Annotated in this window: 16 protein-coding genes; 6 read left to right on the top strand and 10 right to left on the bottom strand. The window is 55.7% G+C overall.

Annotation, left to right across the window (positions count from 1 at the left end):
* Nucleotides 1–15: 15 nt before the first annotated feature.
* Nucleotides 16–783, top strand: a complete 768-nt coding sequence (locus tag ACR0ES_RS01625) for an SDR family oxidoreductase (RefSeq protein WP_480830913.1) — start codon at nucleotides 16–18, stop codon at nucleotides 781–783.
* Here the strand turns inward: ACR0ES_RS01625 and ACR0ES_RS01620 are convergent.
* Both ACR0ES_RS01620 and ACR0ES_RS01615 read right to left on the bottom strand, forming a co-directional pair.
* On the bottom strand, nucleotides 780–1,649 hold the full coding sequence (locus tag ACR0ES_RS01620; protein WP_480564774.1) for an acyl-CoA thioesterase: 870 nt from the start codon (nucleotides 1,647–1,649) through the stop codon (nucleotides 780–782). The two genes, ACR0ES_RS01625 and ACR0ES_RS01620, sit on opposite strands and share 4 nt — an antisense overlap.
* Nucleotides 1,650–1,700: 51 nt before the next feature.
* Nucleotides 1,701–2,915, bottom strand: a complete 1,215-nt coding sequence (locus ACR0ES_RS01615) for a serine hydrolase domain-containing protein (protein WP_480564777.1) — start codon at nucleotides 2,913–2,915, stop codon at nucleotides 1,701–1,703.
* 85 nt (nucleotides 2,916–3,000) lie between these two features.
* Here ACR0ES_RS01615 and ACR0ES_RS01610 point away from each other — a divergent pair, with 85 nt between their 5' ends.
* Entirely contained in the window at nucleotides 3,001–3,756 is a 756-nt protein-coding gene (locus tag ACR0ES_RS01610; RefSeq protein ID WP_480869292.1) for a DsbA family protein, read from the top strand.
* A gap of 7 nt (nucleotides 3,757–3,763) precedes the next feature.
* Here the strand turns inward: ACR0ES_RS01610 and ACR0ES_RS01605 are convergent, their stop codons facing one another.
* A complete protein-coding gene (locus ACR0ES_RS01605) occupies nucleotides 3,764–4,798 on the bottom strand; it encodes a phosphotransferase family protein (RefSeq protein WP_480564783.1) in 1,035 nt (344 codons plus the stop codon).
* Nucleotides 4,799–4,812: 14 nt separating this feature from the next.
* Nucleotides 4,813–5,631, bottom strand: coding sequence for an SDR family NAD(P)-dependent oxidoreductase (locus tag ACR0ES_RS01600; protein WP_480564786.1), 819 nt, complete (start codon nucleotides 5,629–5,631; stop codon nucleotides 4,813–4,815).
* Nucleotides 5,632–5,782: 151 nt separating this feature from the next.
* On the opposite strand from ACR0ES_RS01600, the gene ACR0ES_RS01595 reads away from it, so the two are divergent.
* The 3 genes from ACR0ES_RS01595 (at nucleotide 5,783) to ACR0ES_RS01585 (ending at nucleotide 8,109) form a co-directional block, all read left to right on the top strand.
* The gene (locus ACR0ES_RS01595; RefSeq protein ID WP_480869290.1) at nucleotides 5,783–6,784 is read left to right on the top strand and encodes an NADPH:quinone oxidoreductase family protein; all 1,002 of its coding nucleotides are present in this window, start codon (nucleotides 5,783–5,785) and stop codon (nucleotides 6,782–6,784) included.
* Nucleotides 6,785–6,907: 123 nt separating this feature from the next.
* Entirely contained in the window at nucleotides 6,908–7,357 is a 450-nt protein-coding gene (gene aroQ / locus ACR0ES_RS01590; RefSeq protein WP_480869289.1) for a type II 3-dehydroquinate dehydratase, read from the top strand.
* Nucleotides 7,354–8,109 (top strand): autoinducer binding domain-containing protein, encoded by a 756-nt coding sequence (locus ACR0ES_RS01585; protein WP_480772690.1) that lies wholly within the window; start codon nucleotides 7,354–7,356, stop codon nucleotides 8,107–8,109. The genes aroQ and ACR0ES_RS01585 overlap by 4 nt, the downstream gene beginning before the upstream one ends.
* Nucleotides 8,110–8,463: 354 nt before the next feature.
* Here the strand turns inward: ACR0ES_RS01585 and tsf are convergent, their stop codons facing one another.
* The 5 genes from tsf to ACR0ES_RS01560 all read right to left on the bottom strand — a co-directional run bounded on the left by tsf (nucleotide 8,464) and on the right by ACR0ES_RS01560 (nucleotide 12,247).
* Nucleotides 8,464–9,339 (bottom strand): translation elongation factor Ts, encoded by an 876-nt coding sequence (gene tsf / locus ACR0ES_RS01580; protein ID WP_480564795.1) that lies wholly within the window; start codon nucleotides 9,337–9,339, stop codon nucleotides 8,464–8,466.
* Nucleotides 9,340–9,416: 77 nt separating this feature from the next.
* On the bottom strand, nucleotides 9,417–10,199 hold the full coding sequence (gene rpsB / locus ACR0ES_RS01575) for a 30S ribosomal protein S2 (RefSeq protein ID WP_209503940.1): 783 nt from the start codon (nucleotides 10,197–10,199) through the stop codon (nucleotides 9,417–9,419).
* Nucleotides 10,200–10,365: 166 nt separating this feature from the next.
* Nucleotides 10,366–11,241, bottom strand: a complete 876-nt coding sequence (gene olsA, locus ACR0ES_RS01570; protein ID WP_480772689.1) for a lyso-ornithine lipid O-acyltransferase — start codon at nucleotides 11,239–11,241, stop codon at nucleotides 10,366–10,368.
* A complete protein-coding gene (gene olsB / locus ACR0ES_RS01565) occupies nucleotides 11,207–11,962 on the bottom strand; it encodes an L-ornithine N(alpha)-acyltransferase (protein ID WP_480480957.1) in 756 nt (251 codons plus the stop codon). Before olsB ends, olsA begins: the two co-directional genes overlap by 35 nt.
* A 102-nt stretch (nucleotides 11,963–12,064) precedes the next feature.
* A complete protein-coding gene (locus tag ACR0ES_RS01560; RefSeq protein ID WP_267364751.1) occupies nucleotides 12,065–12,247 on the bottom strand; it encodes a DUF3553 domain-containing protein in 183 nt (60 codons plus the stop codon).
* A 42-nt stretch (nucleotides 12,248–12,289) separates the two neighbouring features.
* Between ACR0ES_RS01560 and ACR0ES_RS01555 the strand changes: the two genes are divergently transcribed.
* Complete coding sequence (locus ACR0ES_RS01555) at nucleotides 12,290–12,886, top strand: histidine phosphotransferase family protein (protein ID WP_480537855.1); 597 nt, start codon at nucleotides 12,290–12,292, stop codon at nucleotides 12,884–12,886.
* On the opposite strand, the gene ACR0ES_RS01550 is transcribed toward ACR0ES_RS01555, so the two are convergent.
* A complete protein-coding gene (locus ACR0ES_RS01550; protein ID WP_480869287.1) occupies nucleotides 12,883–14,145 on the bottom strand; it encodes a glutamate-5-semialdehyde dehydrogenase in 1,263 nt (420 codons plus the stop codon). The two genes, ACR0ES_RS01555 and ACR0ES_RS01550, sit on opposite strands and share 4 nt — an antisense overlap.
* Nucleotides 14,146–14,152 lie beyond the last annotated feature (7 nt).

Here is a 14,152-nt window from a genome sequence, read left to right as displayed (position 1 = left end):
CTGTCCGGAATACGCATGGAGCTTAAGAACAAAACTGTCGTTGTCACCGGCGCTGCCCAAGGTATTGGTCGTGGTCTTGCAGAACGGTTTTCCCAAGAAGGTGCACGTGTAATCTGCTCGGATGTCGACATCGCTGGCGCAAATTTGGTCGCAGAGCAAATTGGTGGTCAGGCGTATCCCTGCGACGTTTCCAGCGAAGCGCAGATCAAGGCTCTGATTGATTTTGTTGAAGAAACTGTCGGTCCAATTGACCTGTTTTGCGCAAATGCCGGAATTCTGACGCTTGGCGGTCTCGATGTTGCGGACGAAGATTGGGATCGGATCTGGAAGATCAATGTCATGTCCCATGTCTGGACTGCTCGCCATCTGGTTCCACGCATGGTTCGTCGCGGCGGCGGATATATAATGATAACTGCGTCTGCGGCAGGTTTGCTGAACCAACCTGGTGCAGCCCCATATGGGGTTACCAAACACGCGGCTGTAGGATTTGCCGAATGGCTTTCGCTGACATATGGCGCTGAAGGATTGAAACTCTCGGTCCTGTGTCCGCAGGCGGTACGTTCGAAAATGACCGAAGGCCATGAAATCTCAGTAGCTTCGATTGATGGGATGCTTGAGCCCAGAGATGTGGCTGAATCCTGTGTGCAAGCTATTCGAAATGAACGGTTTTTGATTCTGCCTCATCCACAAGTCGCTGATTATTTGCAATTCAAAGCGGCTGATTACGATCGGTGGCTTAGCGGAATGCAGAAGTTAAATCAAAGGTTTATTGGCAATACTTAAGGTCGTGCGCGAATTCTGCGCATCAATCCTTCCTGTGCGACAGATGCAACAAGGGTACCGTCCTCGGAATAGATCGATCCACGGTTAAAACTGCGTCCCTGCCCCGTCCACGGCGAGTCCATTACGTACAGATGCCAGTTCTGAAAATTTACCGGTGCGTGAAACCATAGCGCGTGGTCCAGACTTGCGCCGTTGAACTCTCCGCTAAACCAGCTCAGACCGTGTGGCCGCAATCCAGAGGACATCAGGTTCATGTCAGACGCATAAGCCAGCAGTAAGTGCTGCGTTCTGGCGTCAACGGAAGCGGCTGCAGGCATACGGAACCAAGTCTGGTTTCGATCGTCAGAGACTTTCGGTGTGAATGGATCCAGGTGATCGACTTCCCGAACCTCTATCGGGCGCTCGCGCAGCAATTCGCCCCTCAACCTTTCGGGAACACGTTCAACGTATGTTTTACGCAATTCAGATCGGGACGGGTACGCTTCCGGTGCGTTCACGACGGGCATCGGATGCTGATGGTCCCAACCTTCGTCCCGGACATGAAAGGATGCCGACATGTTCAGGATTTGCTTTCCATGCTGAATCGCAACCACACGGCGGGTTGTGAACGAACCTCCGTCTCGCGCGCGATCAACTTGATAAATAACGGGTTTCTCTGGATCTCCCGGGCGAATGAAATAGGCGTGTAGCGAATGGCACAACCGTTCTTCAACAGTCCGATACGCCGCAGCGAGCGCTTGCGCGATGACCTGTCCGCCAAAGATGCGTGTGGGGGTTTCACCGCCCGACCCTGTCCCGCGAAACAGATCGATCTCAAGCCGTTCAATATCCAGAAGATCCAGTAAGATACGTTCCGCTTCGGTCATCGTCTGCTCGCAAGTTGTGTCGTCCGGCACCGGGTATCAGTACAGAGGAAATCATTCAATCATGGCCGCATGAACCAGTGCCTTGAGTTCGGCGCGGGATGGGTACGAACTTGAGGGGGACAGTTGGGTAAAGAAAATCGCCGTCAGGTCATTCTGCCAGTCAATCCAGAAATAGGTCGACGCCATTCCACCCCAGCTGAAATCCCCGATAGAGCCGGGAACCCTTACCAGACCGGGATTCAGAACAACCGCACCGGCTAGCCCAAAGCCCATTCCTTCCATCGGTTGCTCTGCGAAACTCTGCGGACCCATTGAAGCAATGTCCCCGGGAAGGTGATTGCGCATCATGAAATCGACGGTTTTCGGGCCAAGTATGCGGTACCCGTTCCCGGCCCCCCGATTTCGAAGCATGTCCGCGAATTTGGCATAATCATCGATTGTCGAAATCAGACCGCCACCGCCGGAAAAGGTCGTCGTGTTTTCGAACGGGGATTCTATGTGGGAATCGAACAGTCTAAGGCTTTCGCTACCGTGATCCGCGGAATTCAGCGCCATCGCGTCGCCAGCCAATGGGGTGTAAAGCGATGCGAAACGATCCCCTGCCCCAGCGGGTACGGAAAAACCTGTTTCGCGCATGTCCAGCGGCTCAAGGATTTCGCTTCGAAAGAACTGCTCCAATGACTGGCCCGAGACCAACTCGATCACACGACCCAGCACGTCAATCCCGACCGAGTATTCCCAGCGAGCACCGGGTTGGAACGCCAGTGGCAGCCCTGCCAGATCGCGCACAAGATGTTCCAGAAGCCCCTGATTGGGTTTGAAAATAAGGTCCTGTTCATCCATCGCTTGGGGCAAAAGCCCGGGGTTGAACGGGTAGCTTAGCCCACTGGTATGCGTCAGTAACTGATGTAGCGTTGGAGGCGGTGCAGCCTCGGTCTGATCCAGTTTCTCCGCCCCCGGGACCAGCGCCTGCATATCTTTGAATTCAGGTAGAAACTCAGACACAGGCGCGTTCAGGTGAACAAGCCCGCGTTCGACCAATGTCATCAACGCGACCGATGTGATCGGTTTGGTCATGGAATAAATGCGCACCAGCGTGTCGCGTTGGAATTGCCGGCCAGTCTCGAGGCTGCTGACACCACAGGCATGAAAAAAGGCCTCACTCCCTTTGTGGCGCAGCAAAAAGGATGATCCGGCATATTTGCGCTGCTCAACATAGTTTTCCATCCAATGGCTAAGCCGATCCAGCCGGGTTTGATCAAACATGGATTGCCTATGGGACATTTGGGAACTTCCGTGAGGTACTAAACTGCGACTGTTTGAGCTTGTGACCTGAAATAGCAGCAAAAAGTTGCGTGTTGCAGAGAAATTCGTGAATGGGCTTCATCAGCGTGCCTCACAATGGAATGTTAGACTGATTTCGACGCAGATTCGCCTGAAGTTCAATGAACAAGATTTCAAGGAACCGAAAGGGAGGAACCCCATGACGCAGACCATAGACTTCATTTACGATTTTTGCAGCCCGAACGCGTTTCTCGCCCATAAGATGCTCCCCGATCTTGCCGAGCGCTATGACGCAAGCATTACTTATGTTCCTGTCCTGCTGCCTGCGGTGTTCAAGGCGACGCATAACCAAAGCCCATTTCAGGCGTATTCCGAAAACCGCCAAAAGACAGCCTATTTGACGCATGATCTGCACCGGTTTGCCCGCCGTCGTGGGTTGAGCTTTCATATGAGCCCGCATTTTCCGATCAACACAAAACTTGCCATGCGCGGCGCGTGTTTTGCCAATGGAAAACCTTGGGAAGTCAGATATATAAACGCGGTTTTTGATGCGATATGGGTACATGGTCAGAAGGCGGACGAGATCGGTGTCCTAACGGATATCCTGCATGAAAACGACTTGCCCGTTCGCAAAATTCGCGAAGCCATGGCGAGCCCCGACGTTAAACTGAAACTGAAAGAGATGACCAAGTCGTCGGTTCGGCGAGGTGTGTTTGGGGTTCCCAGCATGTTCACCGGGGCTGAGCTGTTTTTTGGAAAGAACAGTCTGCCAAATCTTGAGGTTGAACTTTCAAGGCAAGATAGTGACATAAAAACAGCTTGATAGGTCGTCACTCTAATGTGGACTCAAGTGCTTTCAGGCCGTGCTGGGCGAATATAGGAACATATGCGCCAAAAGCCTTTGCGCGGTCGGGGTCTGACGCATTCCCATCCAGCGCGCGTTTGTAGACACCCTGTAGGATGCCTGCCATGCGAAAGAAATTGAAGCCGAGATAAAAGCCGAAATTGTCTATGCCATCCAGGCCTCGACGTTTGCAGTATTGGGCAATGAATGCCTCATCGCTGGGCAGGCCCAGGCTGTATCGATCCACACCCGCCAGCCCCCGGCCCTGTTTTCCCGGCGGCAACTGCCATTGCATGATTACTGCGGCCAGATCCGCATAAGGGTGACCGATCGTCGACAGTTCCCAATCCAGCACCCCGATACATTCCGCCCGGTTCGGCGCAAACATCAGGTTGTCGATGCGGTAATCCCCATGCACCAGCGTGCGCTGCCCGTCATCGGCCGGTACCGAGGTCTCGAGCGCTGAAGCCAGCGCATCCATATCCGCAATGGCCGAGGTCTCGGACGCGCGGTATTGCTTGGTCCAGCGCGCGATCTGACGCTCGTAATAGTTGCCAATCGGCCCATAGTCAGACAGGCCAACGGCATCGATATCCACCATGTGCAATTGGGCAAGAACCCTGTTCATTTCGTCAATGATGGCGGCGCGGGTTTCGTTGCTTTCTTTGGGCAGCGTTGGGTCCGGAAACACCCTGCCCTGCAAGCGTTCCATCACATAGAAGGCCGAGCCGATGACGTTGTCGTCTTCACACAGCAGATACATCTTGGGCACCGGAACCTCGCTCCCGGCAAGGGCGCTTTGAACCCGAAATTCGCGATCAACGGCATGTGCCGATTTCAGCAATACGCCGGCGGGCTTTCGGCGCAGCACATAGGCTTTCTCTGGTGTGCGTAACTCAAACGTCGGGTTGGATTGCCCGACATCAAATTTCCTCGCATCCAATGGCCCGTTGTAGCCGGAAAGATGCGCGCTCAGATACGCATCTACCGCCGCCAGATCCAGATTGATTTCGGTTTTCATTGGCTGTCTTCCCGTCACAGGGCCTCGGCAAAGATGTTTCCGGCGGTCACCACGTTGATCCCACCCGAAACCGGGATCACTGCGCCTGTCACATAGCTGCCGCCGCGACCGCACAGGAACAACATACAGCCTGCAATATCCTCGTCCCGTCCGACGCGACCCAGAGGTACAGACTTGCCAACCCGTTCTCTGGTATCCTCATCGGCTGTCGCAAAGGCAGTCATGCGCGACACAAACGGCCCCGGAGCGAGTGCGTTAACCGTGATGTGGTGCGGTGAAAGTTCCTTGGCCAAGACCTTGGTCAGGTGCAAAACAGCAGCCTTTGAGGCCGAATAGCTGTAGGCCCCATCGCCCATTGGGACTTCACCCATGACTGACCCCACATTGACAATGCGCGCCGGGTTTTCGGCGGTGCCTGATTTCATTAGCATTGGCAAAAGCCTCTGGGTCAGTTCGAATATCCCTGTCACGTTGACAGACATAACCTTTTCCCATGCATCGTAGGGAAACTGCCCCATGGGAGCACCCCAGGACACCCCCGAGTTGTTCATCAGGATGTCCAGTTTGTCCGTACGCTCCTGAATGTCAGAGACCAGCTTGCCTATACCGGCTGCGCTGCCAATGTCACCGGCAAAGCCTTCGGCGCTGCCCGGCGCGTCCAGCGCGTTCAGTTCTGCAGCGACCGTGGCACAGGCGTCTCCTTTTCTTGAGGCAATGAGCACGCGCGCGCCTGCCTGAACCAGCGCCTCGGCTGCCATGCGGCCAATACCTGTCGCCCCACCTGTTACCAAAGCGGTTTTGCCGTGAAGCGAAAAGAGGGTGTCGGGGGTCATTTTGTGCTCCTCAGTTTCTTTGTCGCCAGTTCATCCTGATACAAATTGCGTTCCTCTTGCCGTCGCGGCAGGCGTTGGACCGTAGCGTTGACAAAAAACCATGCTGCACCAAAACTTCCTCGACACAAAGTACAGGCAGATCAGAGGCGGTATGCAAGCATTACTCAGCGTCGCACCGGGCGGTCCCGAAACCCTGGAGCTTACGACCCTACCAGATCCGCAGCCGGGCAAAGGTCAGCTTTTGATCAGTGTGAAAGCAGCGGGCGTGAATTTTCCGGACACGTTGATTATCCGCGATCTGTACCAGATGAAGCCGCCACGGCCCTTTGCTCCGGGCGGTGAAATTGCGGGTGAAGTTCTGGCTGTGGGCGAAGGCGTCAATGGATTGAAGCCAGGCGACCGTGTTTTGGCCCTAACCGGGCATGGTGGGTTTTCGACCCATGTCACGCTCATGGCGGACACTGCAATCCGAATTCCTGATGCGATGCCCTATGAAGATGCCGCCTGTTTCATTTTCACCTACTGCACGTCCTACCACGCGTTGAAGGATCGGGCGGAGATTCAACCCGGTGAAACCCTGTTGGTACTGGGTGCCGCCGGAGGTGTGGGGTCAGCCGCCATTGAACTGGGCAAAGCCATGGGTGCCAGGGTGATCGCAGCCGTTTCATCACCTGAAAAGGCCGAATTCTGTAGCCAGATTGGTGCCGATGACGTGGTGATTTACCCGCGCGACATGGACAAGGATGCGCAAAAAGCCTTCTCAGCCGAAGTTAAGAAACTTGCCGGTCTTGACGGCGTAGACATCGTCTACGACGCTGTTGGCGGTACGCTGGCCGAACCGTCCCTGCGCAGCATGGCCTGGAAAGGTCGTTACCTTGTCGTCGGTTTTCCAGCGGGCATTCCGCGGATTCCCTTGAATTTGGCCCTTTTGAAAGGATGTCAGATCGTTGGTGTGTTTTGGGGCGCGTCAGTTTTCCGCGACCCAATCGGCCATGCTGACAACGTCAAGAACCTGTTCGATCTTTACACAGCCGGCAAAATCAAACCGCGAATTAGCGCGCGGTTCCCGCTTGCCCGCGCGCACGAGGCGCTTGAACAATTGTCACAACGTTCCGTTCTGGGAAAAATCGTTGTCACCATGGCGAAAAGTTGAAGCCGTGAACAAAATAGCGACCCGCTTCGCACACCGGTTTTTCGACTGTACTCGATCCGGCAAAGGCAGGTAGACAACCCAACCTTTAGGCGTCTATGTACCATTAATGGGGATCGTGAAGACATGCACAACGTTTTGGTATTGAATGGCCCAAACCTCAACCTGCTTGGCACACGGCAGCCCGAGGTTTACGGCAGCACCACTCTGAAGATGATCGAGGAGGAGTGCCAGCGCCATGGCGCGTCCATTGGCCTTGAAGTCTCGCATCTGCAATCCAACCATGAGGGTGTGTTAATTGATGCGATCCACGGCGCACGCGGTGTGCAGGATGGCCTTGTGATCAATGCGGGGGCATTCACACACACGTCGGTTGCGCTGATGGATGCCATCGCGTCAGTTGACCTGCCGGTTGTCGAGGTTCACCTGTCAAACATCCATGCAAGGGAAGCATTCCGGCACAAGTCCTATATCGCGCCTGTTGCTTCGGGGCAGATCTGTGGCTTTGGCGCCCAAGGCTATGTTCTTGCTCTGGACGCGCTTGCCGCCCATCTGAAAGCAGGTGACACGGCATGACCCTCAGGGATTATCTGCGGTTTGTCAGCTATGCCAAGACCCTGGAAGACCTGTGGGATGCGCATTGCCGACAGATGGCGAAATTCGGGTTCGATCGCCTTATCTACGGCCACACGCAATACAGGACGGCAACCTCATTGGGTGATCCAGAGGACTTTGTCATTCTGACTAACCATAACCGTGCCTATGTGGATGGTTTCATCAAGGACGGTTTGTATTTTCACGCCCCCATGTTGAAATGGGCGCTGGACAATGAAGGCGCCGCCAGTTGGAAAATGTTGCTGGACATGCATTCTCGAGGGTCGATGAGCGACAAAGAGCGTGAGGTTTTCGAGTTCAACAAGTCCATGGGCGTCGTTTCTGGTTACACCGTCAGCTTCAACTCGGTCTCTGTGCGCTCGAAAGGGGCGATTTCCCTATCCGCCAAGGAAGGGATGAGCCAGGAAGACATTGACGCGATCTGGCAAGAGCATGGCGAAGACATTCTTTTGATGAACAACGTTGCGCATCTGAAGATCCTGACATTGCCTTTCAACCCACCGAACCGGGCCCTGACAAAGCGTCAGCGCGAGGCGTTGCAATGGGTTGGTGACGGAAAAACCACGCAGGACATAGCCTTGCTGATGGGCCTGACAGCGGCAACTGTCGAAAAGCATCTTCGACTCGCCCGTGAGGCGTTGTCGGTTGAAACGACGGCTCAGGCTGTTTTGAAGGCATCTTTGCATAATCAGATGTTCATTATGGAAGTTTAGGAGTGTTTTTATGACGCCATCCCGCGTCAGTTTACCCTAGGTAAGGAAATCACTACTTTTCAAATCTAACCTAAAAGTTGCAAAGTGAGAGTGTTCCGTGAGTGGTGGCTTTAGCCAGGGAACATTCGGTTGGATCTTTGCGATTTCAAAGCTCTCCAATCACTCTGACAAGGGGGCGCCTATTCGTCCGCGTACCTGTGTCGGAATTTTGGGGGGCCTCGACCATCCCCATCATGCGGGGCCCTCCAATCCTTCACTTCTTTGCCAATTCTCTGATGTGCCACCAACAAAAAAGGGCTACGCGACGCGTAACCCTTTCACTTTGTTCAGCAAGGCCCCTGTCGGAGCCTTTCTTTAGCCCTGAGCAGCTTTTGCGACTTCGGCAGCGAAGTCTTCTTTTTCCACAACGATGCCTTCGCCAACTTCCAGGCGAACAAAGCCGGTGATGGTTGCGCCGGCTTCTTTTGCAGCGGCTTCAACGGTCAGATCAGGGTTCACAACGAATTGCTGGCTCAGCAATGTCGATTCGGCGACGAATTTTTTCATGCGACCTTCGATCATCTTTTCGATCACCTGCTCCGGCTTGCCGGATTCGCGGGCGATGTCCATCTGAACCTGCTTTTCCTTCTCGACAATTGCCGGGTCCATGTCGGCCTCGGATAGGGCAGCCGGGTTCACAGCGGCGATGTGCATCGCAACCTGCTTGCCGATAGCTTCATCACCACCCGACAGTGCAACCAGCACACCGATTTTGCCCATGCCGTTGGTCGCAGCGTTGTGCACATAAGACACAACAGTGTCGCCCGACAGTTTGGCCATGCGGCGCACTGACATGTTTTCGCCAATAGTGGCGATCTTGTCAGTCAGGGTGTCGGCAACGCTTTTGCCGCCCAGATCAGCGGTCAGTAGCGCTTCGATGTTGTCCACACCTTCAGCCGCGTTTGCAATTTTGCTGACCATTTCCTGGAATTCAGCGTTTTTCGCAACGAAATCGGTTTCCGAGTTCACTTCGACAGCAACACCGTTGCCACCGTTGACGTGAACAGCAACCAGACCTTCTGCTGCGGTACGGCCTGATTTCTTGGCCGCTTTGGCCAGGCCTTTGGTGCGCAGCCAATCAACGGCGTCGTCCATGTTGCCGCCGGTTTCGGTCAGCGCTTTTTTTGCGTCCATCATGCCTGCGCCGGTCGAGTCGCGCAGTTCTTTAACCATTGCTGCTGTGATTGCCATCTTTTGGCTCTCCTCAATTCAAACGGAATTGGGGCAGGTCATACCCTGCCCCATATGTCATTTACGTGACGGGCAGCTTACGCTTCGGCAGGGGCTTCTGCGGCTTCTTCCGCAAGAGCTTCTTCAACCGGAGCTTCTTCGAATGCGCCCAGATCAACGCCTGCTGCACCCATCTGCGCGGTCATACCGTCCAGAGCGGCGCGTGCGGCCAGATCGCAGTACAGAGCGATTGCGCGAGCTGCGTCGTCGTTGCCGGGAATGATGTAGTCAACGCCATCGGGCGAGCAGTTGGTGTCGACAACAGCCACAACCGGGATACCCAGTTTGTTGGCTTCTGCGATGGCCAGTGCTTCTTTCTTGACGTCGATGACGAACAGCAGGTCCGGAACGCCGCCCATTTCGCGGATACCACCCAGCGACGCCTGAAGTTTGCCCTGGTCACGTTCCATGCCCAGACGCTCTTTCTTGGTCAGGCCTTCTGCGCCCGATTCCATGGCTTCGTCGATCTGGTTCAGACGGTTGATAGACTGGGAAACGGTTTTCCAGTTGGTCAGCGTGCCGCCCAGCCAGCGGTGGTTCATATAGTACTGAGCCGACTTTTCGGCCGCTTCAGCGATCGGGCCAGCGGCCTGGCGCTTGGTACCAACGAACAGAATGCGGCCACCTTTTGCGACGGTGTCACGAACAGCCTGCAGAGCCTGATCCAGCATCGGAACGGTCTGGGTCAGGTCCATGATGTGGATACCATTGCGCGAGCCGTAGATGAACGGGCCCATGCGGGGGTTCCAACGCTGTGTCTGGTGACCAAAGTGAACGCCAGCTTCCAGCAGCTGACGCATGGTGAACTCGGGAAGAGCCATGCAATTTTCCTTTTCCGGTTTACGCCTGGGCGGGGGTGAAAGAAGCGGACGCTCCAACCGGCGGTCTTGATGAGGATGTCTCCCTCAAAAAGGCCAAACCCCGCCTGCGGGTTTGAATGGCGCGCGTATAAGGCAGGTTTGCGCGCTACGCAAGGGCCAATCGCCCCTATTTTTCAAGCTGCGCCAATGCGTGCGCATGCCTGACGGCGTCTTCACAATGGGCGGCCAGAGCCTTTCGGTTTTCAAAGTCGCTGACCCGCGCTGGCGCATGATAGATTAGTTCAACCGTTCCTTGCCGACGTGCGCCAAGGGTCTTCAGCAAATGTGGCCCGAACTCCATATCCCCCCACCAGCCATAAAAGCGTTTTGGCTGGCCTATGGGCGCGTGAAACACCACAGAAACGGGTTGGATATACATGAAATCACGCAACTCATCTGCAAAGAACGCGGCGAAAAGCGTTGTTTTGAAAGGTAAAATGCGAAGCCCGTCGGTTGAGGTGCCTTCGGGGAAAAACAACAGTTTGTGACCCACTTTCAGGCGGGTTTCAAACAGCTTGGTTTGTTCCTTGGCTTTCTTGCGATCCCGTTCGATAAACAGTGTCCCGGTCGCACGGGCCAGCCAGCCGATACCGGGCCATTTGGCAACTTCTGCCTTGGAGACAAAATAGACCCGCTTGCGCGCGTTCAGAGCAAAGATATCCAGCCAGGACGTGTGGTTTGCCACCACCGCCCCCCTCTCTTTCATCAGCGCGCCTGATGCGCGGAACCCGATGCCAAGAATTCGAAACGCGTTGCGGCAGACAAACTGTGTGATGAACGGCGTCACAGGTCGCCGGACGCCGAAAATCGGATACTCGATCAGGCGAACGGCCAGAAGGATGATCAGGCCACCAAAGACAAGGGCCGCTAGTGGTACTCCGCGCAGAATGACCAGAACCCATCCGGTAACGCCCAGCTCGATCGGATCGGGCGCGTCTTCACTATTCCAGAGCGGGTCGTTCACAGCGTCACGCCCCGCCATAAATTCGACGCTGCCGTTCATTCATGCGCGTCGTGTCGAGGATCAGGCACACATCCGTTGTGTTGAAGGTGTGGTCGATAAAGGCGCCCTCGCCCACGAAACCACCCAAGCGAAGGTAGGCTTTGATCAATGCTGGCACCTGAACCATGGCGGCGCGGCGGTCCAAAGCCTCTGGTTTCACAAGGTCCATCGACTGAAAAACATCGGGCTGCGCCCGTACGCGCAACTCTGGCGGAGCCAGATGGTTGTGGTGAAGCATCGACAAGGGCTGCGCCAATGTGGCCACGTCTGTTCCGTGAAAACTCGCAACGCCGAACAGCACCTCAATGTCACGTTCCGCTACATAAGCGGCCAAACCGTTCCACAGGTGGTACATTGCCGTACCCCCACGGTAGTCGGGGTGCAGGCACGACCGTCCCAACTCCAGCAGTTTGCGCCCACTGTTCTTGAGAACGGTCAGGTCATATTCATCTTCGGAATAGAATTGCCCTAGTTCCGCGGCACGTTCGCCCGGTAACATCCTGTAGACGCCAATAATTTCGCCGGTGTGATCATCATAGGCCAACATATGATCGAAATACGGGTCGAAACGGTCTTTCTCGAGGCCAGCATCGTGATCGACCATCTCTCCGCCGCCCCCCAACTCACGCACGAAGACGTCATAGCGCAGGCGTTGAGCTGCTTGCAGGTCGGCTTCGGTCTCGGCCAGTTTTACGGTGAAAGAAGGGCCAGTATCCGGCATATGGGGTGATCCGTGTTCTTTTGGCTGCTGATACCGCAGTTTTTCAGCCAAAGGCAACAAGCCCCGCTTCGGTCAGCGTTGTTAACCTTTCCTAAACCACTTTCACAGATCAAAGACCGGCATCAGGGCGATGCGCGTTCCGTCGATCACCACTTTTCCCTGCTCGCGAAAGTTCACGGTGATCTTGCCTGCAATGTTGGACTGAACCTGTCCGACGCCCCATTCGGGAAAATCCGGGTGGCGGACAAACATGCCCGGTGCAAGTATAGCATTCATGTCTGTCATAGGGGCCTCCGGGACGTGCGGCAGATACAGTCGGAGGTACGCATGGGCGAGAGCAACGTCAACCTGGCCGAATTGATCGGTTCGCGGATTTGCCATGATCTGATCAGCCCGATCGGGGCGATCACCAACGGGCTTGAGCTGTTGGATATGGTGGGCGCCGTACAGGGCCCCGAGATGGAACTGATCTCGGGCAGTGTCGGAAGTGCCGGGGCACGTATTCGCTTTTTCCGCGTTGCCTTTGGCTCGGCCAGTGATCAGCCGCTTGGTCGGACCGAAGTAACCGAACTGCTGAAAGATATCGAGCGTGCCGGGCGGATACGGGTCAACTGGAACCTGACCGGGCCAGTGCCGCGTAATCAGGTCAAACTGGCCTTTCTGGCGCTTATGTGCTGCGAAAGTGCCATGCCGCTGGGCGGCGCAGTCGAAATCGTCAATCAGGGCAACAATTGGATAGTGACCGGGGTTGCAGACCGGTTGAATGTCGATGGTGATCTTTGGAAGAACGTCGTGACAGGTCGGTTTCCCACCAAGATCACGCCCGCGCACGTTCAGTTCGCGTTGCTGCCTGAAACGGCAGCTGCGATGGGTCGGCGGATTGCCGTTGAAACCTCGGCAACCCGCGTGTCACTTCGGTTTTAAGCCCGGATCGTTCCGTTCCCGCGCACGAGATATTTGAAACTGGTCAATTGCGCCGCCCCAACCGGTCCGCGCGCGTGCATCTTGCCCGTCGCGATTCCGATTTCTGCCCCCATGCCAAACTCGCCACCATCCGCAAACTGAGTCGAGGCATTGTGCATCAGGATTGCGCTGTCCAGACGCTCAAAGAAACGGGCCGCTGCTGCGTCATCCTCGGTCATGATGCAATCGGTGTGGTTCGAGCCGTATTGCTGAATATGAGCAATCGCGGCATCAATATCGGCAACGGGCTTCGCCGCGATCACGCTGTCGAGGAACTCTTTTCCCCAGTCTTCCGCCGTAGCAGCAACTGTACCCTCCCCAGCGAGGACACCGTCGGCGTGAACCTCGACGCCTGACTGGACCAGTGCCGCAACCACGTCACGCCCCAGTGTGTCGGCGATATCCTGATGAACCAGCAAGCATTCAGCGGCTCCGCAAATACCAGTGCGGCGAGTCTTGGCATTCAGTACCACTTCCAGCGTTTTCTGCGGATCAGCAGCCTTGTCGATGTAAATGTGCACGATGCCTTCGAGATGGGCAAAGACCGGCACACGGGCCTCTCGTTGTACAAGGCCCACCAGTCCCTTGCCTCCGCGTGGAACGATGACGTCGACATAGTCGGTCAGCGTCAGCAGCTCCTGCACCGCGGCGCGGTCGCGTGTGGGCACAAGTTGAATGGCGTCTTCAGGCAGGTTCGCGGCCTTCAGCCCTTCGACCAGACAGGCATGGATCGCGGTTGAGGAATGAAAGCTTTCGGATCCGCCACGCAGGATTACCGCATTGCCCGATTTCAGGCACAGCGCCCCGGCATCCGCAGTCACGTTGGGTCGGCTTTCGTAGATCACGCCAATAACCCCCAACGGTGTCCGGACGCGCTGGATGTTAAGGCCCGTGGGCATATTCCACTCAGACAGAACCTCACCCACCGGGTCGGCCTGATCCGCGACGGTTCTCAGCCCGTCTACCATGCCCTGAACGCGCGCCTCATCCAGCATCAGGCGATCCATCATTGCGGGGCTCAGTCCCTTGTCGCGGCCGAATTCCAGATCTTTTTGATTAGCTTCGATGATCCGTGCCCGGTTGGCCCAAACCGCGTCGGCGGCTGCAATCAGCGCCGCGTGCTTTCGTTCAGCTGTTGCGAAAGCCAGTTCACGCGAAGCGGCTTTGGCACGTTTCCCAAGATCTTCCATCAGAGCAGGAATGCTGTTGAAGTCTTTCATATCGCGT

This window comes from Ruegeria sp. N7 (assembly GCF_056531345.1).
This window is presented reverse-complemented; position numbering and strand designations above follow the sequence as displayed.